The organism is Paenibacillus terrae, from assembly GCF_000943545.1.
GTDB classification, from domain to species: domain Bacteria; phylum Bacillota; class Bacilli; order Paenibacillales; family Paenibacillaceae; genus Paenibacillus; species Paenibacillus terrae_A.
Genome location: NZ_JTHP01000024.1, coordinates 54,835 through 76,416, shown reverse-complemented (window position 1 = coordinate 76,416; position 21,582 = coordinate 54,835). Strand labels below are relative to the sequence as shown.

Below are 21,582 nucleotides of genomic sequence, written 5' to 3'. Positions count from 1 at the left end.
ACACCACCAGTGACGCCGCCGGATCACTCTTCGGATTTTGTAGTGGATGAGGTCGTAATCAAGGCGCCGGAGTTGGTAAATCAACCGGAAACGTATCCTTCGTATCAGCTGTCCTTTGAGCTCTACAATAAAGGGCGTTTGGTAAGCATTCCTGATGCCAGCGTCACAAGTGTCACTTACACATTTAGTGATACATTAGGTGTTTTCGATGAGCATGGGAAAATTGCGCATTCCGAAAATATTCCTTCTGCTGATGATTACATTCCTGTAGAGATAGAAGTCACAATTTCCAAACCCTATCAGGTGCTAAAAGCACAGACCAAGCTGATCGTGAAAGGGATGACTCCTCCAGCAGAGGACCCGAGTGTAATCAGGTCTGTATACTTGGCGACGTACACCATTTCACAGGCCACTACTCTAGACCCTGTGGCCTGGAGCATGCCCTATGTATTTCACAATGCAAAGGGAGAGGTCATACCGCCCGGTTTGTTGCCGTCAGACTTGAAGCTTCAAATAGAGGATTCCAGAGGAATATTTGATGAGGATGGACATATTGCCAATCTGCATCTGATTCCGGCAGTGAACTCTGTCATTCCATTCAAGATCGAGGTTGAATCACCATCTCAGGGAATTCACTTCATATCCGATGCCGAGTTAACTGTAGTACCAGGAGAACGCAAAAAGCAATATTTTGCTGTTTCCATGATGCTGCAGGGAAGAGAAGCGGGAGATACGACCACGGTAGACCAAATTAAGCAGGCTCGTCAATTGCTGATGGATCACTTTGGCCCCAACTTAAAAGTGACCTGGGCCATGGAAAATACATTTGTTTTTGTAGACACGAATCGCCCGCAGCTTAAACAGGTTTTGGAATACGTGGATCAGTATGGCGATGAAGTCGGGATTTTGGACGGGTATGCGAATAACCTGTATGATCTTCCTAAATGGAAAGCACGGATGAACGAGTGGTTGTATATGTATCGTTATAATGCACTCAATGAGCTGCACCAAGGCGGTTCGATGGGATCACCCTCGGTGTTTGAAAGCATGGATACAGACCAATATCGGAAGTATCTTCCTAAATCATTGACCAGCTTTACGGTGAATCCTGAGCAGACCCAATGGCTTAAAGATCATTATAAGATCACTTCAGCCATGGGATGGTCGGCTACACAGTATAATGTTAACAACATGTATGGTGAGGGTTCACCTTTGATGCCTTACTGGTCCAATAAGGATAATCCGATTGTTCCCGCACAGGGGCTTACCGATAATAGCGGTATCGTGTTTATGAACTCGATTACGATTGATCCCATTGGATCACGCTATACAAAAGATTCCTCACGCTGGACGCTCCATCCAGGTGACCCATATGTGAATGAAACGGATGCGGCACCACAACTGTATATAGCGCAGCAATATCTGGATAATCCTTATCAACGTTTAAATACGGTAAACTACATGTCCATTATTCTGGACATCAACTCGTTTGCCAAAAAACATAACATGTCTCAAATATGGGATAATTTTGTGAATCACTTCCCTGCTGACCGTGAGGTCGAGATTGTGGGAGTGGACGGGCTGAAACAGATTTATGAATCGTCAGCTGGATCGAATAATGATCATTCGGAATTTTCACTCATGTTTAGGGGCTCCGGCTTTAAGACGACCATGGACTCCAATAATTCGCCGGCCAATCTGCGTTACTTGTGGACTGAAAACGCCTCACAGCGGATCATTTTATCCAGGGAGGATGGAGATGCGGCATGGTCCATTATTGATTTTACTGACTATACCCGTAGTCCGGTTCCGAAGACACCATACAACAACATAGATTTGAAAACGGATGTAAGCTATGTCACCGGAAGAAACTTCAAGCTAAAGCCTACGGCTCCGTTAACAGCAGAGGAAATTCAGCGCGTTAAGGATCGTTTGAAGGAGATTTACTTCGCAGAAGAAGTGAACTATCAGTAAGAACAAGAACCGAGAGCATATCGCTTTCGGTTCTTTTTGGTCTACTCGTCCTTTAGTTATACCCATTCAATAACTTGATCCGCAGGTCGCCGAGTTTTTCCACGTGGCTCATTCAGACGGTATCCAAAAGCCACCATGCAGGAAATGCCGAAATGCTCGGCATCCATGATGCCTTCTTCGGAAAGAATTTGTTCAATTTTATTTTTATTAAAACCTTCGATTGGACAGGAGTCAATTCCGATTTGAGCTGCCGCTGTCATCATATTGCCCAGTGCGATGTAGGTTTGTCGGCAACCCCACTCGAACATCGCTCTTTCATTTTCCTCCAGCCCAAAATCCGATTTCAGGAAGGCATCATATACCTTTGCTTTGCCTTGAGCCACTTCAGCAGGCAATTGCTGTACGTTTTCCATTACACCCTTGATATAGTCGGATGAGGCCAACATGTCTTTAGGCAGTCTGGAGAGAATGAGTACAAAATGGCTCGCTGTAGGTAGCTGTTTTTTGGCCCCCCAAGAGTAAGGCAGCAGCTTCTCACGCATAGCATTACTTTGGACGACAACGAACTTCCAGGGCTCAAAGCCGAACGAGCTGGGGGATAAACGACCTGTTTCGAGAATAAAATCGAAGTCCGAGTCGCTGATTTTCTTATGGCTGTCAAATTCTTTGGTAGCATGTCTGAACTCATATGCAGATAAGATTTGATTTTTAGCAGTTGTTAAGGTTTCCATAGTTCATTCACTCCTTGTGAATAATGATTGAATTGACGCTTATCAAGTGGCATGCTTAATATTAGAATATACATGACCGTTTTAGAAGTACGCACATTAATGTGCTGTAGTATACAAAATGATACTAGGAGGAAAAATACCTATGCGAAATCGGAAAGGCGGCTTTGGAGAATGTCCCGATGGAAAGGATCAGGCCTGCCCGGTGGAGTACACACTGGATGTGATTGGAGGCAAATGGAAAGGGATTCTCTTATATCATCTAATGTATGGAACCAAGCGGTTTAGTGAGTTTCGGCGAATCTGTCCGGGGATCACTCAGCGCATGCTGACGCTCCAGTTACGCGAGCTGGAAGAGGATGGTGTAGTTCACCGTGAAGTCTATCAGCAAGTTCCTCCCAAAGTCGAATATTCTCTAACCGAATTTGGAAGAACTCTGACTCCGATTATTAACTTAATGAAGGATTGGGGAGAAGAATATAAAACCAGGCATCGTTCATCAGAAAGCTGCATGGAGCCATCCAAGCCCGGCTTGTAGAGGGATGTTCATCTATCAATACAGGTACGCGAAAAAGGCACTTACGATCGTATGCTAGAGCATATATCGTAGTGCCTTTTACGCTTTATCAATAAGAGCATTTTGCATAAATCCAGTGAGAGACTGGAATCAAATGATTCATAAGAATGAACCACTCATCGGATGATTTGGTCAGGTATTCTCCAGTTCCTCTCTTTTTTGAAGCTTCGATTTTAAGTTGACAGCAGGGAAGCTGCCTGATATATTTCATACGATATTGATAATCATTATCACGCAATTGAAAAGGTCAATTTTACAATACATAGGGGGCTAATATGTTGAAGAAAAAATCGTTTTTTATTTTGGCTGCAATGATGCTCGTATTGTCTGTATTCGTTAGCGCTTGCGGTGGAAACAGCAATGGAAGTAATTCCGCTTCATCTCCAGGAGATAAGCAAGAGTCAGCTTCCACTGGTGAGAAAAACGCTGATACGACAGACGGACAAACGCGAAGCTTTAAAACGGTCAAAGGGGATATTCAAATTCCAGTCAAACCGCAGCGCATTGTAACGGATTTTTACGGCGGAGAATTACTGTCCGTAGGGGCTAATGTGGTGGGTGTGGAGCCGACGGCCTTTCAAAATCCTTTCACAACTGATTTGCTCAAGGAAAAGGGGACCAAAGAGGTGGGGGACCCGACCAATTTGGAGAAGACGCTGGAACTCAAACCCGATCTGATCGTGGTGATGAAGGATACCAACTATGAGGCATTGTCCAAAATTGCACCTACGCTGTATATTCCATACGGAACGACTACGAATATTTACGATACGGTCAAGCTGTTTGGTGATATCACCGGGGAGAAAGAGAAGGCAGAGCAATTTATTGCTGCATTTGATAAAAAGGCTGCCGAAGGCCGCGAACGTCTTAAAGGCGTCATTGATCCCAATGCTACCTTTGGTCTGTATGAGCTGACGGACAAAAACGCTCTTTGGATTTTCGGTGACAATGCAGGTCGTGGAGGACAAGCGGTATACAATGCACTCAAGCTGAACATGCCGAAGAAAACGACCAACTCCAAGGAACAAACTGTACAGCTTTCGCTGGAGGTATTGCCACAGTACGCCGCAGATTATATGTTCCTGACAACCTATGACCCGGAGAAAAAGGGAGACGCGCTTAAGCAGCTGAAATCGTCCGCTGTGTGGGGGAACCTGCCTGCGGTGAAGAACAATAGAGTGTTCTTTAACGATTTTGATACGTACTATCGCTATGATCCGATCGCCATTAACGGACAGATTGATATGATCGTGGATATGCTGATTGAAAGAGAAACAGAGAATAAAGCGAAAAAATAAGTATATGATCCACATTTGTAAGCACTTTACTACATGGGCAGTATGACCATGGGTGGGGTGCTTTTTTGTGAGATAGTTTTTTATTGCAATCGGTTACATTCTAAGATATCCAAAACAAATCTATTCGAATAAAATAACCTCCAAAAACCCATGCTTAGAGATGGATTTGGAGGTTATTTCTTAGCCCGTTATTCGGCTGCGTACGATCAATAAGGTTTGCGCTTTGATTTGTCCAATTTCACGAATGAGCGCAGCCGTTTTCGCTTCATAGGCGTGTTTGGCATCCAAATCTTTCAGTGAAGCAAGGTTAATTTCAACGGTGAGCAGGGCTGATTGGGCGGCAGCCTCGAACAGAATCGCGCCTATACCAAGATCAGAAATGACATTTTTGTTGGACAGCTCCACAATACTATAGGCACGCTGCATTCCGTCCCGGCATACTTCCAGCAAACGCATCGGCACCTCAATGGCGGCGATCACCGCGGTCTGTAGGGAATGGGTACGATAGCGTTTTTCTTCGTCTGTTTCTTTGGGCAAGCGCAATGCGGTCATGTATTGTTCAAAGGATTGAATGTCTGCGGTCATCAGTTCCTCACAGCGCGTGGACAGGTTTTCCATGCTGTGAATCACTTCGGTGATTTGTCCATAAACATGCGCGTACTTTTCTCCTTGGGAAAGGTTGACGGTCATGGAGGTCATAGCCGCGCCCAGTGCCGCTGTCAGTGCGGATACACTTCCTCCGCCGGGAGTAGGTGCTGCACTTCCAGCCTCTCTTAGAAAATGTCCGATGGAATCACTCCACGATAGTTCACTCATGAATAGGCCACCTCTCTGGAGTAGTGTTGCAGATCTATTGCTTTGAGCAGATTCTTGTACAAAATCGCAGTTGTTAATGTGCCGACACCGCCGGGAACCGGAGAAATCGCATGTACCTTTTCCCCAACGTCTAAAGCGGCATCCCCCACTATTTTTCCCTCCAGCGTCTCGTTAATTCCCGCATCTACCAAAATCAGACCGGGATGAACCATATCCTGTGTAATCACATCAGGGCATCCGACTGCGACAAAGGCAATGTCTGCATGGCTCAAATGCTCTGCAATATCACGTGTGCCTGCATGACAGGCGGTAACGGTGGCATTTTCTCTTTGCAGCATGTGAAAAAGGGGGAGTCCCACCGTCTGTCCTATGCCGACAAGGGTGACATTTTTGCCTGCCAAGGTGTGACCGTAATGCTTGAGCAGCTCAATACAGGCTTGAGGCGTAGCGGGATACAATCCGCTTTCACCTGTAACGGTAGCCAGCTTGTTGCCTGGGGTAATTCCATCAATATCCTTGTATGGGGCGATGGATTGTTTAATGACGGAGGCGGATAGATGCTGGGGAAGAGGCAATTCCAGCATAATACCATGTATATGGGAGGCTTCATTCAGGCTGCCGATCAGGTGAAGGAGTTCGGCTTCGCTTACATGGCGGTCAAAGGTATGGAGATGAAAGGAGATGCCCAGCTTCTCCGCTATTTTTTGCTTGGTCCGGGCGTAGTAGGCAGAGGCAGGATCGCCTTCTACCAACAGTGTTGCCAAATGAGGGCGATGCCCTTGCTGTTTCATTTGTTCTACCTTGGTACGGATCGTTGCATACACTTGCTCAGCTGCTTCTTTGGATTTCATAATGATAGCCATAGTTTGAACCTCCTCTAAATTTATCGCATAATGGAATAACAAGGTGTTATAGTCTTGTAAAACGAAAAAAAGTATTTGCACAAGGTCGTCACGACAGACGAATCCTCTGCAAATACTTCTCCCAGGCGAACGGCACGCTTTCATTGTATGCTCCCTCGTGGTTGATTCCACTGACTTCGCCAGTCACATACAGCGTTATTTACCTTATATTTTAACAAATAATCTTCCGAAAAGAAAGCAGTGAACATTTGGCAAAGAGGTCATGTTATTTGTCTATATGACAAATGTCATACTCCCAAAATGACGTTTATGACTACAGCGAACACAGGTATCTCTTTATACTGAGGTTAGATCAACATGTACGCCTGACGAGATCAAGATACAGGCGTCATTTTAAAGGAGGATCAACATTAAGTATGACACAACTCCCATTAGCCCAATTGAAAAAAAATATGGCTCCCTATGAGAAAATAAACACGAAATCCAGCGTTCTGCAACTCATTAATACCCTGGGTCCACTGATCCTGCTATGGTATGCCGCTTATCTTAGTCTGTCGGTATCGTATTGGCTGACTCTTCCGATTACTATTATTACTTCCGGATTTGTTATACGAGCATTTATCATTTTTCATGATTGCGGTCATCAATCGTTCTTCAAAAGCCGCAGGCTGAATGACATTGTGGGCACGATTACAGGTATTATTACACTTTGCCCGTATGACCAATGGAAAAATAGCCACGCGATCCACCATGCAACCAGCAGTAATCTGGACAAACGAGGCACAGGTGATATGTGGGTGCTTACGGTGGAAGAGTATGTAGAAGCTTCTGCATGGACACGACTGGCTTATCGTGTATACCGGAGTCCATGGGGGATGTTCGGACTCGGTCCGATCTACACTTTTTTGATTTCCTATCGCTTTAACACAAAGAAGGCAAAACGCAAGGAAAAAATGAACACCTATTTGACGAATGTATCCCTCGTCGTATTGTACGCTCTGTTGTGCTGGGCCATCGGATGGCAGAATTTTGTTTTGATACAGGCACCTATTTTTTTTGTATCAGGTGTGCTGGGAATCTGGTTGTTCTATGTACAACATCAGTTTGAGGATTCGTATTTTGAGCATGATGAAGAGTGGAGCTATATTAATGCAGCCGTAGAAGGCAGCTCTTATTATAAGCTTCCTAAGGTGTTGCAATGGATTACGGGCAATATCGGCTTCCATCACGTTCATCATTTGAGTCCGAAAGTACCGAATTACAATTTGGAGAAGGCGCATGATGCCACCCCGCAGCTTCAAAAAGCGACGACTATCACGGTGAGCACAAGTCTGCAATCTCTGAAGTTCCGGCTTTGGGATGAAAGCACGAAAACCTTTTTGACCTTTAAACAAGTGAAGCCGTTGCTCAGCAAACGTGCTGCCGTTACGAAACCCGTCCCTACACCTGTTGTGAGCACAGAAAGAAAATAACTTTGTACGAAACACGGTATGATAAGATAAGGGTTATAAGCTGAATTAGTGAAATGATAAAGGGTGGGCAGGATGCAAAAATGGTATCAGATTTTCCAAAGAAATACGGGACTTAACCCTTATGTATGGGTCGTCTTTTATATCCTGCCCTTCTATTATTTTAGCTCCTCATCTACAAGCCATATTGTGCTGGGTACCGCCATTATTTTAGTGTTTTTTGCTTGTTATGTACTGGCTTTTGTCTCTCAAGGCTGGCTGATCTACTTCTGGACCAGTGTACAGATTGCGATATCCATTACCATGACGTTGTTATTCAGCTATATGTATTTTTCCATATTTATCGCCTTTCTGATCGGTAATATGAAAAGCAAGGCCGCATTCACTACACTGTATATTGTTCTGATGGTCTGTACCATTGGATTGATCAATTACGGCTTCGTAGCTCAAGATCCTGTTTTTATTAAGCAGCTTCCTTTTATTCTGCTGAATCTGCTTGGTGTAATCTTGATTCCGATAACCACTTTTAACCGAAATAAAAGTGATCGGCTTCAAGTGCAATTGGAGGATGCCAATAAGAAAATATCGGAATTGATTAAGCTGGAGGAGCGGCAAAGAATTGCGCGCGACCTGCATGATACTCTCGGTCAGAAGCTGTCACTCATCGGACTGAAAAGTGATTTGGCTGGCAAGCTGATGGATCAGTACCCGGAGCGGGCTCACGCTGAAATTAACGATGTTCGTCTTACGGCGAGAAGTGCGTTAAAAGAAGTGCGGGAAATGGTCACTCAGATGCGAGGTATGCGATTAGAGGATGAATTGCTGCGTATTCGGCAGATTTTAAAGGCTGCTCACATTGAATTTACCTTGGAGGGCGATCCGAAGCTGGAGCATACGTCTTTAATGAACGAGAATGTGCTCAGTATGTGCATGAAAGAGGCGGTGACCAATGTGGTTAAGCACAGTGGCGCTACAGCCTGCTCCATTGCCATTGAGCCGTCTCGTAAGGAGCTGACCCTTCGGATTCAGGACAATGGAGTCGGCATGACGGGAGAAAATGCAGCCTTTCGGGGGAATGGTCTGCAAGGGATGAAGGAACGGCTCGAGTTTGTGAACGGGTGTATGGAGCTGCGTTCAGATCAGGGAACGGCCCTGATTATTAAAGTGCCGAATATTACTGAAAAGCCAAATGAGGAGGTGGGGCCATGATTCGAATCGTCATTGCGGAAGACCAGCGTATGCTGCTGGGTGCTTTGGCCTCCCTGCTGGACTTGGAAGAGGACATGAAAGTAGTCGGAAAAGCAAGCAACGGGGAAGAGGCTTTAGAGCTGGTCAAGCTACATCAGCCAGATATATGTATCATGGATATCGAAATGCCAATCAAAAGCGGATTGGATGCGGCTGAGGAACTCAAAGGCTTGAATTGCAAGGTGCTGATTCTGACCACATTTGCCCGTCCCGGATATTTTGAACGGGCCATCAAGGCAGGCACGCACGGTTATCTGCTCAAGGACAGTCCCAGTGAAGAACTGGCTTCCTCGATTCGAAGTATTATGGCAGGCCGCCGCATTTATGCTCCAGAGCTGGTCGATGATGCTTATGCCGAAGTTAACCCGCTGACCGAGCGTGAGAAGACCGTCTTGGCGCTCATTGCTGACGGGAAGAACACCAAAGAGATTGCCGGTGAGCTGTACCTGACGACAGGGACGGTGCGCAATTACATTTCAGTCATTCTGGATAAGCTGGGTGTCAGCAACCGGATTGAGGCGATTACGCGTTTTAATGAAAAAGGCTGGTTTAAATAAGCGTAAGGCAGAAATGTTCAAGGAGAAACAGGGGAGCTATGAAGGAAGACATAGCTCCCCTGTTTTGTTGTTTTATCGGAGGATACATAAGAGAAAGTATATGCCTTTAGCCTACTTCCTTGTGATACAATAGGATAGCTGTCCATGGGATGGACCGAAGTACAAGGAGGAACGGAACCGTATGAAACAAGCCCCATTTATAGCCGTTGAAGGGCCGATCGGAGCAGGGAAAACGACGTTGGCTTCCATGCTTTCAACGGAGCTGCATATACCGATTATTAAAGAGATTGTCGAGGAGAACCCGTTTCTCGATAAATTTTATCAAAATATAGATGAGTGGAGCTTCCAACTGGAAATGTTCTTTCTCTGCAATCGGTACAAGCAACTGGAGGATACTGGCCTGCAATATATCGAGAAAGCACAGCCTGTTATTTCCGACTATCATATTTATAAAAATCTGATTTTTGCTGAGCGAACCCTAAAGGGTGTGAAGCTCGAAAAATATCGCCAAATCTATCATCTGCTCACCGACGATATGCCTAAGCCGGATATGATTATCTATATTAAAGCCGATTTGGATACGTTGCTGGGCAGAATTCGCAAACGGGCACGCTCCTTTGAACAGGAGATGGACCCGGCATATCTGGAGCAGCTCATCACCGATTATGATAATGGCATACAATTTCTCGCCAAGCAGGCTCCTTTTCCCAAGATATTGACCGTTAACGGGAATGAGATTGATTTTGTAGAAAACCGAGCACAATTTGAACAGATTGTTTCTGATGTAAAGGAGCTTATTCAATGAATAAATACAACATTCCCGCGAATGCCCTGATTACGGTAGCGGGCACGGTAGGTGTGGGGAAATCCACACTAACGGCTGCTTTGGCTGAACGCCTGGGCTTTAAAACCTCACTGGAGAAGGTGGATCATAATCCTTATCTGGAGAAGTTTTATCATGATTTCGAAAGATGGAGCTTTCATCTGCAAATTTATTTTCTGGCTGAGCGCTTCAAGGAGCAAAAAAATATTTTCTTGTCCGGTGGAGGCTTTGTGCAAGACCGTTCGATTTATGAGGACACAGGAATTTTTGCGAAAATGCATGCCGATCAGGGGACGATGAACCCTACGGATTATGAAACGTATACCAGTCTGTTTGAGGCGATGGTGATGACGCCATTTTTCCCGCACCCGGATGTACTGGTCTATCTGGAAGGCAGCTTGCCATCCATACTGAGCCGGATCGAGGAGCGCGGTCGTGAAATGGAGATCCAGACCGAGCGATCTTATTGGGAGCAAATGTATCGCAGGTATTCCAATTGGATCAACGAGTTCGATGCCTGTCCTGTGCTGCGTCTGAACATTGATGAATATGACGTGCATGACCCCGCTTCTATGGATGCCATTTTGGTAGAGGTAGGCAAGGTAATTTCTAAAAAATAAAGAATATTGACCGTCCGTGAGGACGGTTTTTTTTGTGTTACACATTTCTAAAAGCCTTGCACATCTATGCAGGTAAGCACGCTGAAAATGATCCATCAGGAATATGGATTGGCGGTCATGAAGCTGGTATATTTTGATTGATGGATATGAGAACATACGTTCTTTACTGTGCTTTCTTATTCATTGTCGTGGTATAATATGAGCAGATGGAGCTGATTCTAGTGGTAGAAATGCTGGACCCCCGCAATGACTTTTTGTTTAAGCGCATTTTTGGAAGCGAGGAAAATCGTGATGTACTTTTAACTTTTCTAAATCGTACCTTTGAGGAAGCGGGGAAACCTCCATTAACGGAAATTGTACTTTTGAATCCGTATACGGATAAGGACGCACCACGTGATAAGCAGTCTATTTTGGATATTCGGGCCAGAACGTCGGAAGGTCAGCTCATTAATGTGGAGATGCAGCTTTTCAATAAGTATGACATGGATAAACGAACTTTGTTTTATTGGAGTAAGCAGTATGCAGGACAATTGTATGAAGGCCAATCCTATAAGCTGCTGAGAAAGTGTGTAACGATCAACATTTTGAATTATTCCTTCCTACCGAACAGTCGTTATCATAATGTGTTTCATTTGACAGAGGACCGTACGGGCATCCCGTTTAGTGATGATATGGAGTTGCATTTTTTGGAACTGCCCAAACTGGATGAGCACGAGATTCCGGCTGGTAGTGGAGGCTTGGTCAACTGGCTTCTGTTTCTAAAGGGAAGTAATCCATCTCAATGGGAGGTACTAGCCATGAATGAACCTGGTTTGAAAAAGGCGATGACTACGCTGGAGTTTCTAAGTCAGGATAAAGAGGCGCGTTTACAGTATGAAGCCCGACAAAAATACCTGCATGATGAGGCTTCCATGATCGAAGGCGCAAGGGAAGAAGGCTTGAAGCTAGGTAAGTCAGAGGGAAAGGCTGAAGGTAAAGCAGAAGGTAAAGTTGAAGGAGAGCGCCAGAAGGCAATTGAAATTGCACGAAATATGCTGAATATGGGGCTTGAAATTGATGTGATTGTAAAAGCATCTGGCTTATCTGAGTCAGAGGTGCGTTCGCTGAAAGTATAAATCAGAAACAACATACAAGGACTGTGGTACAATCAGAATGAATTTGGCTGATGGCCGCAGTCTTTTTTTGTCGAATGAGAAGCTCTAAGGACGAAGTATGCCTAACCGTATAGTGGACAAGCTTAGGCTAGAATGCGAGAATAGATACATATATTAAATGTAAATGACTCACGGGGAAGGATGGGATACTGTGATACGTTTTGGTATTGTTGGAACCAACTGGATAACGGAGAGATTTATTCAAGCCGCGGTAGAGACGGACGAATTTGCCCTGACGGCGGTGTACTCACGAACAGAGGATAAAGGCAAAGCCTTCGCCGCCAAGTACAGCAGCCATCCAGAGGTATTTACAGACCTGGCGCAAATGGCTGCAAGTGATCAGGTGGATGCCGTATACATTGCCAGTCCCAACTCCTTGCATGCGGAGCAAGCGATTGTGTGTATGAATCACGGAAAGCACGTGCTGTGCGAGAAGCCGTTTGCTTCCAATGCAACGGAGGTGCAGAGCATGATTGAGGCTGCGCACAACAATGATGTTTTGCTGATGGAGGCCATTAAGTCCACGCTTATGCCAAACTTTAAAATCGTTAAGGATCATATGTATAAAATTGGTCGGGTCCGGCGTTATTTTGCAAGCTATTGTCAATATTCATCACGCTTTGATGCTTTTAAGCAAGGAAAAGTGCTGAATGCCTTTAATCCGTCTTTTTCGAATGGCTCCTTGATGGATCTTGGGGTTTATTGCCTTTATCCTATGGTGGCATTGTTCGGCAAACCGGAGGAAGTTCGCGCGGTTGGCGTGCTTCTGTCCTCTGGTGTAGATGGGGAAGGCAGCATCGCTATGCGATATCCGGATATGGACGCCGTCGTCATGCATTCCAAGATTACCGATTCATATTTGCCTGCCGAAATTCAGGGTGAGAATGGAACGATGGTGATCGACAAAATAAGCCAGCCGTATGAGGTGAAAATTCATTATCGGGACGGCACGATTGAGGATCTGACGAAAGCACAGACCCGTGAACCGATGTATTATGAAATTCAGGAATTTATTGATCTGATTAAAAGCGGAGAACGTAATAGCTCCATTAATTCGCTGGAGTGTTCACTCGCAGTCGCCGAAGTGATGGAGGATGCAAGACAGCAAATTGGTCTTCGATTTGAAGCGGATTTGAAAAATACGTCTGCACATTAGTCTGTTAAATACTTCCACCTAAAAAAAGATATCCTACAGCCTTATTGGCTGCATGGATATCTTTTTCATTTTCTTACGCGACACCTGCTGCTGTGCTTGTAATACTTTCACCCTGTTCGAAAGCTGGTAAAACATACATAATGCTAATAACAAGTTCAACGTTTGAATATGAAGTTAAATACAGGAGGATGAAACGGTGGCTTATCAGGAAATCAATGGAGTACGAGTATGGGGAGCGCCCGATGCAGGAGCATTATCTCAAGCCCGTACTTGTGCCGAGAACGGTAATGTGATTCAGGCGCTGCTGATGGCGGATCATCATAAAGGCTACAGTCAGCCGATTGGCGGCGTGATGGTATATGACGGACAAATTTCACCTTCGGGTGTCGGGTATGATATCGGATGCGGAAATAAGGCGGTTAGAACCAAGCTGTTTGCAGCAGATGTTTTGCCGCGTATTTCATTCATTATGGATGAGATTGCACATCATATTTCCTTTGGCGTAGGCCGTGTAAATGCGGTTCAGGTAGATCATGAGCTGTTCGATGACCCGGATTGGGCGGTATATGCTGCGATTGGGAAACAGGAGCATGACAAGCTGAAATCCTTGGCAAGAGACCAGTTGGGTACGGTGGGGAGCGGCAATCATTTTGTTGATGTATTTGTGGAGGAAGCGACAGGGCAGGTATGGATTGCAAATCATTTTGGCAGCCGGGGCTTTGGACACAAAACAGCAAGCGGATTTCTAAATTTGGCGGCAGGACGAGAATTTCTCGGAAAAGCGCCGGGAGAGCATATGGATCAGCCGCCCATCCTGCTGAACATGAATAGTGAGCTGGGAGACATGTACTACCGTGCGATGCGGCTTGCCGGGCGTTACGCTTATGCGGGACGGGATTATGTGATAGAACAGGTGCTTGGTATTATGGGCACCGAAGCGGACTTTGCCGTGCATAACCACCATAATTATGCCTGGAAAGAACAGCATGATGGACGTGACACGATTGTAGTCCGCAAAGGCGCTACTCCCTCGGCTCCTGGCCAAACGGGTTTTATTGGCGGAAGCATGGGCGATATTTCGGTGATTGTACGTGGAAGGGATACGATAGAAAATCGCGATTCCTACTATAGTACAGTTCATGGTGCAGGACGCATTATGAGCCGTACGCAGGCAGCCGGTAAAATGAACTGGAAAACCCGTACGCGCAGCGGCGGGCAGATTACGGACTTGCAGATGAAGGAGGCCGTACAGGACTATGGTGTCGAGCTGCGCGGAGCGGGTACGGATGAAAGCCCGTTCGTTTACCGCAAGCTGCGTGAGGTGCTGGACGCTCATACTGAGACGGTGGAGGTTCTGCATGAGCTCAAGCCTATTGGAGTATGTATGGCGGGGGCGAATGAGTTCGATCCGTATAAGGATTAATAAAAAGACTATGCATGGCAGAAGTGTTCATTCGCCGAGCATAGTCTTTTGAGTACATAAATGAGTATATAATAGAAGGAATTCATTGCTTGATGCGTTTGTTAGTAGCTCTATGTTTACAGCTTGTCAGCAAAAAGCTGTTCTTTAATATAAGAGACCGGCATTTCCTGGCCTGTCCACAGCTCGAAAGCAAGTGCGCCCTGCCACAGCATCATGCCCAGACCGTTAATGGCGGTTGCACCTACGGATTCGGCTTGTTCCATCAGCTTGGATTTAGCCGGGCTGTATACTACATCGGTCACGATCAGGTCGGAACGAAGCATGGATACATCTTCAAGCACGCTTTTGCCTTCCAGTGGTTTCATGCCGACACCTGTTCCGTTTGCGAAAATATGACTTGTGCGGATCTCTTCACGCAGTTGTTCTTGATCTTCCAGAGGATATATATTTGCTTTGACTTGGGTGTGTTTCATATCTTCATTAATAATACGGACATTTTCTTCCGCACGGGCAAAGAACTGATCGTTGCGGGCAAAGATTGAAATTTCAGCCAGACCTGCTTGAGCTGCTTCAATAGCAATGGGTGTAGCTGCTCCGCCAGAGCCGACGAGTGTCATTTTTTTACCTTTCAGATCAATACCATGTTCACGCAAGTTACGAACATAACCAGATCCGTCTGTGCTGTAGCCTTTCAGCTTGCCATCCGTGTTCACGACGGTGTTGACGGCACCTGTAAATTTAGCGCTGTCATCCAGCTCGTCAAGGTACTGCACAATGGCTGTTTTGTTTGGCATGGACACGTTATAACCACGTACGTTCAGAGCACGCATCCCCCGTACCACTTCTTCCAGTTGTTCATTTCCTACTTCAAAGGCCATATACACGTTGTTCAGGCCCAGTTTTTCAAACGCAAGATTATGCATAGCCGGGGACAAAGAATGTCCGATCGGTGTAGCAAGCAATCCGATTAATTGTGTTCTTCCGTCAATACGCCCAGCATTTTTCATGATATAAGCCTCCAAGTTATCTGTGTAGTTTAATGAAACACTTTTTTATATCGATAAGCAACAAACACGGCCAGCAAAATACTGACTACGGCAATCGCAATATCCAGAATGAACACGGAAGTAATTCCGAGGCTCTTGGACATTCCCCCGGTAGCTAACGGCATCAGAATGAACGAAAGACTGGCTGCAATGTTCACGAGAGAAGTCGTAGTCCCTTTATTCTTGCGGAAAAATTCCGTCATAACGGTGAGAGCAATTTGGAATATACCTGCGGTAGACAATCCGATTAAGAACGAACTGATTATAGTAGCTACAGGATTGTGCCATGTAATTAAAGCCAGCAAGGAAAGCAGTGCAATAAACGGATACACAATCATGACGGTAATGGGTTTAATGAATCGGCCAAGCACCACAGCTAACAGAATAACGGAAACCAACGAACCTATACTATAGTAGCTTAGCAGTTTAATGGCACTGGCTTTCTCCATGCCCAGGGCCTCTTGACCAAAGGTAGGTAGCCATAGCTGTACAATCATGAACAATACAGTGGAAGTAAAGCCGATAATGATCAGAGACAGACCCTCTTGCCAAAACTTAGGTTCGGTGCGGAATGTATCTACTGATTGAGCAGCCTCGGTTGTAGCTTTTTGTTCCTCAGCTTTGTGATTGGGGAAGGCTGTCATCGACAAGAAGATACCGCTTAGCAGATAAATACCTGCCGGAATAAAGAAGGAGTAGCCATAGAACATATTGTGATCGATAAAGAATGCAATCATGAACGGAATAACAATGGCACCGATAGAAATGGATGCTTTGACCAAGACGGTTGCAGAACCGGCTTTTTTTCCGAAACCTTCAATTAATGCGGGATACGTTCCAGAATCCATCATGGAGTTACAAAGCCCTGCGATAATGGCAAATACGAATGCCAACGTATAGTTAGGGGCAAGGGGAATACCGATCAGGAAAATTAAATAAGCAAATGATGCAATCACAACGAGCGGCTTTCTTCCGTATTTGTCTGACATTTTCCCGGCTACCCCGAGAGCCAGCAACTTACCGATCCCGATGGCTGATACCAGATAACCGATGGCTGCTTTATCCGTGTTCAATTGCACGGTCAGGAAGCTCATATTCGAGGAGAGGATAACATTGATCATACCCAGAAGAAAATAGTTGATGTAAAGCCCTGTTGCCATTCTGATATAAGGATTTTTCATGAGTGTAGCTCCCAACTTAAGTTTTAGATCCATGGTCTAATAGTGAAAAAATTCACATTGTTTCTATGTCTTTATTATATAAGGAGTGTTATTATAAATCCAATGCATATTTCTATCGTTTTCCATAGTTTAGGTCTATAATTTAAAATATAAATTAAAGAAGGGAACGGCATAATTATGAACCTGAAGCACTTACAATATTTTCGTGTACTTGCAGAGATGGAGCACTTTACACAAGCAGCTGTGCGACTATGTATTACTCAACCCAGTTTAAGCCATGCGATTTCAGAATTAGAAAAGGATCTGGGGGTTCATTTGTTTGAAAAGCAGGGGAGGAATATTCGGCTGAACAAATACGGACGATTTTTCCTGAAATATGTGGAGCATGCGATGGATGAATTGGAGAAGGGAGAGCACAACTTGCGGGAATTGGTTAGCCCAAGTCATGGGAATGTGGATCTGGCGTTCATTTACACGTTAGGCTCCCACTTCATTCCAGCGATCATTCAAGCCTTCTCGGCCTCGGATGCCCGTAAAGACATATCCTTTTCTTTTCACCAAGGGAATACGAACGATATTATCCAGGGCTTGAAGCAGGAGCATTATGATGTGGCGTTCTGTTCGCACATGGAAAATGAACCGGACGTTGAATTCATTCCATTGGCTCAGCAGGAGCTTGTTGTTATTGTTTCACCAGATCATCCGCTGGCTTCCCTGAACCAAATCGATCTCAAGGATGCAGCAGCTTACCCTTTTATCTTTTTTAACAAAAAAAGCGGTATCCGTCCCATTATTGAAAATTTATTCGCCAAAGTAGGAGTTACTCCAGAGATCATTTGCGAGATTGAAGAGGACACGGCGATGGCAGGGCTGGTATCTGTGAATTACGGAATTGCGGTCATGCCCCGAATTTCATCGTTGGATTATTTTAACGTCAAAACATTGCCCATTGTTAATCCCGAATACGAGCGTTTTATCTATCTGGCGAGCATCAAAAACAGGTATTTATCCCCGGCTGTAGTGGACTTTCGGAACTTTGCGCTAAGCTACGGTGAGGAATTTTATTTGAAAACGCATCAGCATGTTTAAATGTGTCTCTCCCAATATTTAAACTTGATAAATTTTAAAATGTGTTCTATACTTCATCATCGACACAGGTAATGTGAAATGATTCACATTTGTGACACTACAAGACTTACTTCAGCATTTTGCATAATTCGATTCCCGACGCTCGAAAGTACAATAGATAGACGAACTAAACCGTTTCGATCTATATATTGCTGATTTGAAATCGCTCTTGGGATTGTTGCAAAATGCTCACTTACAAAAGCAGGTGAATTCACGATGAAACGTTCTTCTTTTCCAGTGGCGTCCGGCCTTTATGTAAACTATCTTTTGTTCGGTATGTTTAACATTATGCTGGCGTCACACATGTCCTTTTTAACCGAGCATTTGCATACAGATCAGGCGGGAATCAGTCTTCTGGTATCCGCAATGGGATTTGGCAGGCTGTTTACGCTGTACATATCCGGGGTGCTTTCCGACCGTTATGGTCGCAAGCCGTTTATTGTGGCCGCGGGGCTACTAATGGCCGTTTTTTTAGTTGGTATACCGCTAAGCCCCAGCTTTGAAATTGCGATGGTGCTGGCTGTGCTGGCAGGCGTAGCGAATTCTTTTCTCGATTCAGGCACCTATCCAGCTCTGATCGAAGCTTTTCCCCAATCCTCCGGTTCTGCTACCGTGTTGGTGAGAGGTTTTATATCCATCGGGGCGGCGTTTTTACCGTTAATGATTATCTTTTTTATGAACCATGATATTTTTTACGGGTTCTCGTTCTTTTTACCTGCACTTATATTTGGTCTGAATGCGATTTACCTGTTCAAAATGAAATTTCCAGACATGCGGGTTCAGGCGCCCAAGGAACCAGTTCACGATACATCTGTATCTAACGTGGAACAAACGGTAGAGCTAAAAGCAAATGACCGGAGCAAGCCGCGCTTCTGGCAGGAAGGGCTTTGCCTTATTGTTCTCGGCTTTACCGGGCCTACCTTGCTGTATATTGTTCAGTTGTGGCTGCCTACTTTTGGACAGCAGTTTATCGGTATGACTGAATCAGAGTCCCTGAGATTATTAGTCTATTACAATGTCGGTTCTCTCGTCTCCGTATTTGTATTGGTGATTGTGTTAAGAAAGTGGATCAAACCGGTTCACATTATTCTCATTTATCCATGCATTTCTTTGTTGGCCTTTGGAGCACTACTCCTTTTCAAATCACATGCTGCGGCCATTATTAGCTCATGTATCATCGGATTTTCCATTTCGGGTGTGCTTCAACTGACATTGACCGTAATGAGTGAGTTTTTCAGTCAACGAAAAGGACAGATCACCGGGTTCATTTACACAGCAACTTCAGTATCGTACACGGTCATCCCCGTGTTTACAGGCTTTCTTTTGAAGCATTCTCAAATATCCAGTGTTTTTATGCTGGCTCTGATTGTAAATGTGGTGGGTATTGTGCTGGCCGTGTTTGTTAATTTCCGGTACAGTACCATTTTTCCATCAAGTCGCAAATTGTCCCCTAAAATCGCGCTTGATCCGGAGTAAGCCAACAAACCGGGCCTAATCATCAGCAGGCTTATTCAGAATGCGTTATACTATGAAATATTGTAAATGTTCGACTTAAAACTGTTATTTAGGAGTGAGTTAGATATGGCAAAAATCGTTAAGGTAAAAGATGTTCTGATCGGTGAAGGAGCGCCTAAAATCTGCGTCCCGATGGTGGGAGAAACGTTGGAGCAACTGATGGAAGAAGCTGCACATTTGCGTACACTCGACCTGGATATCGTAGAGTGGAGAGTCGATTTTTTCGAGCATGTAGAGGATTTGGGGAAAGTTAAGGAGGCCTTGATTGAAATCCGGTCCATCTTGGCAAATATCCCGCTCGTCTTTACGTTCCGTAGTGCCCGGGAAGGCGGGGAAAAGGAAATCAGTACGGCGAGTTATGTGGAGTTGAATCGCATGGCAGCCGAAACGGGACAGATAGATATCATTGATGTGGAGCTTTTTAATGACGAAGCCGATGTGAAGGTGCTGGTGGAAGCTGCGCATAAGCATAACGTATCCGTGATTATATCCAACCACGATTTCCAGAAGACGCCGCCAAAGGAGGAAATCGTATCTCGGTTGCGTAAGGCGCAGGAGCTGGGAGGCGATTTGCCTAAAATAGCGGTTATGCCGACAAGTACAGCCGATGTGCTGACCTTGCTGGATGCCACCCGTACCATGGCAGAGGAATATGCAGATCGGCCTATTATTACGATGTCAATGGCGGGGAAAGGTGTCGTGAGCCGTCTGACCGGAGAGCTGTTTGGTTCGGCTTTAACCTTTGGTGCCGCTAAGAAAGCTTCCGCGCCGGGGCAGATACCTGTCACTGAACTGAGAGAGATATTAACAGTGCTGCACAGTCATTCATAAAAGACACATGGTATTAATGCTGACAACCCAAGTGCCAGCATCCAAAAAAGGAAGGTCCGCATGCAGTAAGCATGATGGAACCTTCCTTTTTGTAACTCTAATTCAATCCACGAGTAGGCTCATACAGTTCCCAACCGAGATTTAGAGTTTGAATAATATAGTCTGCGACTTCTTCCGCATCCAGCTGATCTGTATTGATCTTGGAGTGATTTACCGCGTAAATGTCCTGTCTGGAACGGAAAAGAGCTTCGATTTCGTCCAAATTCTTGTTTTGCAGGTTGGGACGGGTATCGATGAGCATCTTGAGTCGATCCTTCCAGGATTCCCAATTTAAATCTAAAAAGAAGACGATAGATGAAGCCAGGCAAGCCTGTTTAACCTCTTCTTGTAAAAAGGCACCGCCACCAACCGAGATGACTTTCAGGCGGGTATTGCTGCATAGTTTGAGAATATGATCTTTTTCAATCTCACGGAATCTTTTTTCTCCATATGTTTTGAAAATTTCTGTTGTCGGCATGTTGTACTCTTGTTCAATCTCCTGATCAATATCCACAAAGTCCCGATACAGCTTGCGCGCGAGATGGGAACCGATCGTTGTTTTGCCTACACCCATAAAGCCAATGAGCACAATATTCTGTTCTCTTAATGGAATCTCTCTTTTGTTTTGCACCATAACCACTCTTTTCTCACCAGTAATGTTGAGATGTAACGCTTCAAAGCGCTAAATACATAAATACATTATACGTTCATCAAACGTGTCATTCAATAGCATAGATCACTTTAGGAGAAAGGTACAAGATAAAATGGTGTTCATCACCATATGGATGATATTGAACATGTAAGACGGACGGATTAGTTCATAAAGTAATTTCATGCGTAATTTCTCGAAAAATAAACTTGTACAAGCATAAAAAAGGCAATATTGTGTACTTAATTGAAAAAAAGGACATATTTTGCCGAAAAATATATTGAAATTACTGGAAGTTGGATTATAATAGAGTTATGCAAATTGTAAATGTAATCGCTGTATTTACAATTTGTGTTTAATTAAATTTATGTAATTTGATAACTTTGAACCAAATACCAAGTATACATATGTAAATAATAATATATATTTCACAGACGTGTATTGGTCAATGGGTTCATTGTACGAAGGTGGTGATACGGTCTACGCA

Annotated in this window: 20 protein-coding genes and 1 riboswitch; of the genes, 14 read left to right on the top strand and 6 right to left on the bottom strand. The window is 44.7% G+C overall.

The features are described from left to right. A partial coding sequence (locus QD47_RS13570) for a peptidase M28 (protein WP_044646643.1) occupies positions 1-1,974 on the top strand: 1,974 nt, incomplete at its 5' end. A 56-nt stretch (positions 1,975-2,030) separates the two neighbouring features. Here QD47_RS13570 and QD47_RS13565 read toward each other — a convergent pair. Further along, complete coding sequence (locus QD47_RS13565) at positions 2,031-2,705, bottom strand: NAD(P)H-dependent oxidoreductase (RefSeq protein ID WP_044646632.1); 675 nt, start codon at positions 2,703-2,705, stop codon at positions 2,031-2,033. A 142-nt stretch (positions 2,706-2,847) separates the two neighbouring features. On the opposite strand from QD47_RS13565, the gene QD47_RS13560 reads away from it, so the two are divergent. Beyond that, positions 2,848-3,240 (top strand): winged helix-turn-helix transcriptional regulator, encoded by a 393-nt coding sequence (locus QD47_RS13560; RefSeq protein ID WP_044646631.1) that lies wholly within the window; start codon positions 2,848-2,850, stop codon positions 3,238-3,240. Between the two features lie 314 nt (positions 3,241-3,554). Then, positions 3,555-4,577, top strand: a complete 1,023-nt coding sequence (locus tag QD47_RS13555) for an ABC transporter substrate-binding protein (RefSeq protein ID WP_044646630.1) — start codon at positions 3,555-3,557, stop codon at positions 4,575-4,577. A 180-nt stretch (positions 4,578-4,757) separates the two neighbouring features. Here the strand turns inward: QD47_RS13555 and QD47_RS13550 are convergent, their stop codons facing one another. Both QD47_RS13550 and QD47_RS13545 read right to left on the bottom strand, forming a co-directional pair. Continuing rightward, entirely contained in the window at positions 4,758-5,393 is a 636-nt protein-coding gene (locus QD47_RS13550; protein ID WP_044646629.1) for a cyclodeaminase/cyclohydrolase family protein, read from the bottom strand. Beyond that, on the bottom strand, positions 5,390-6,256 hold the full coding sequence (locus tag QD47_RS13545; RefSeq protein ID WP_044646628.1) for a bifunctional 5,10-methylenetetrahydrofolate dehydrogenase/5,10-methenyltetrahydrofolate cyclohydrolase: 867 nt from the start codon (positions 6,254-6,256) through the stop codon (positions 5,390-5,392). The genes QD47_RS13550 and QD47_RS13545 overlap by 4 nt, the downstream gene beginning before the upstream one ends. Positions 6,257-6,368: 112 nt before the next feature. Next, positions 6,369-6,453, bottom strand: a riboswitch (ZMP/ZTP riboswitch). A gap of 219 nt (positions 6,454-6,672) precedes the next feature. Here QD47_RS13545 and desA point away from each other — a divergent pair. The 8 genes from desA (at position 6,673) to QD47_RS13505 (ending at position 14,706) form a co-directional block, all read left to right on the top strand. Then, the gene (gene desA / locus QD47_RS13540) at positions 6,673-7,728 is read left to right on the top strand and encodes a Delta(5) desaturase DesA (protein WP_044646627.1); all 1,056 of its coding nucleotides are present in this window, start codon (positions 6,673-6,675) and stop codon (positions 7,726-7,728) included. A gap of 72 nt (positions 7,729-7,800) precedes the next feature. Further along, positions 7,801-8,934: a sensor histidine kinase gene (locus tag QD47_RS13535; RefSeq protein ID WP_044646626.1), complete on the top strand. Its 1,134-nt coding sequence runs from the start codon at positions 7,801-7,803 to the stop codon at positions 8,932-8,934. Further along, on the top strand, positions 8,931-9,530 hold the full coding sequence (locus QD47_RS13530; protein WP_025683815.1) for a response regulator transcription factor: 600 nt from the start codon (positions 8,931-8,933) through the stop codon (positions 9,528-9,530). The genes QD47_RS13535 and QD47_RS13530 overlap by 4 nt, the downstream gene beginning before the upstream one ends. Positions 9,531-9,711: 181 nt before the next feature. After that, a complete protein-coding gene (locus QD47_RS13525) occupies positions 9,712-10,335 on the top strand; it encodes a deoxynucleoside kinase (protein ID WP_044646625.1) in 624 nt (207 codons plus the stop codon). Beyond that, on the top strand, positions 10,332-10,973 hold the full coding sequence (locus tag QD47_RS13520) for a deoxynucleoside kinase (protein WP_044646624.1): 642 nt from the start codon (positions 10,332-10,334) through the stop codon (positions 10,971-10,973). The genes QD47_RS13525 and QD47_RS13520 overlap by 4 nt, the downstream gene beginning before the upstream one ends. Positions 10,974-11,179: 206 nt before the next feature. Next, on the top strand, positions 11,180-12,088 hold the full coding sequence (locus QD47_RS13515) for an Rpn family recombination-promoting nuclease/putative transposase (protein ID WP_044646623.1): 909 nt from the start codon (positions 11,180-11,182) through the stop codon (positions 12,086-12,088). Positions 12,089-12,281: 193 nt separating this feature from the next. Then, entirely contained in the window at positions 12,282-13,283 is a 1,002-nt protein-coding gene (locus QD47_RS13510) for a Gfo/Idh/MocA family protein (protein ID WP_044646642.1), read from the top strand. Between the two features lie 196 nt (positions 13,284-13,479). Beyond that, the gene (locus tag QD47_RS13505) at positions 13,480-14,706 is read left to right on the top strand and encodes an RtcB family protein (RefSeq protein ID WP_044646622.1); all 1,227 of its coding nucleotides are present in this window, start codon (positions 13,480-13,482) and stop codon (positions 14,704-14,706) included. Between the two features lie 116 nt (positions 14,707-14,822). On the opposite strand, the gene QD47_RS13500 is transcribed toward QD47_RS13505, so the two are convergent. Next, entirely contained in the window at positions 14,823-15,713 is an 891-nt protein-coding gene (locus QD47_RS13500) for a shikimate dehydrogenase (protein ID WP_044646621.1), read from the bottom strand. 29 nt (positions 15,714-15,742) lie between these two features. Further along, a complete protein-coding gene (locus tag QD47_RS13495; protein WP_044646620.1) occupies positions 15,743-16,933 on the bottom strand; it encodes an MFS transporter in 1,191 nt (396 codons plus the stop codon). Positions 16,934-17,110: 177 nt separating this feature from the next. Here QD47_RS13495 and QD47_RS13490 point away from each other — a divergent pair, with 177 nt between their 5' ends. From QD47_RS13490 to aroD, 3 genes are all read left to right on the top strand, one after another. Beyond that, complete coding sequence (locus tag QD47_RS13490) at positions 17,111-18,022, top strand: LysR family transcriptional regulator (protein ID WP_044646619.1); 912 nt, start codon at positions 17,111-17,113, stop codon at positions 18,020-18,022. A gap of 255 nt (positions 18,023-18,277) precedes the next feature. Beyond that, positions 18,278-19,537: an MFS transporter gene (locus QD47_RS13485; protein WP_044646618.1), complete on the top strand. Its 1,260-nt coding sequence runs from the start codon at positions 18,278-18,280 to the stop codon at positions 19,535-19,537. Positions 19,538-19,642: 105 nt separating this feature from the next. Then, complete coding sequence (aroD, locus tag QD47_RS13480) at positions 19,643-20,407, top strand: type I 3-dehydroquinate dehydratase (protein ID WP_044646617.1); 765 nt, start codon at positions 19,643-19,645, stop codon at positions 20,405-20,407. Positions 20,408-20,504: 97 nt separating this feature from the next. On the opposite strand, the gene QD47_RS13475 is transcribed toward aroD, so the two are convergent. Beyond that, positions 20,505-21,077, bottom strand: coding sequence for a shikimate kinase (locus QD47_RS13475; RefSeq protein WP_044646641.1), 573 nt, complete (start codon positions 21,075-21,077; stop codon positions 20,505-20,507). Positions 21,078-21,582 lie beyond the last annotated feature (505 nt).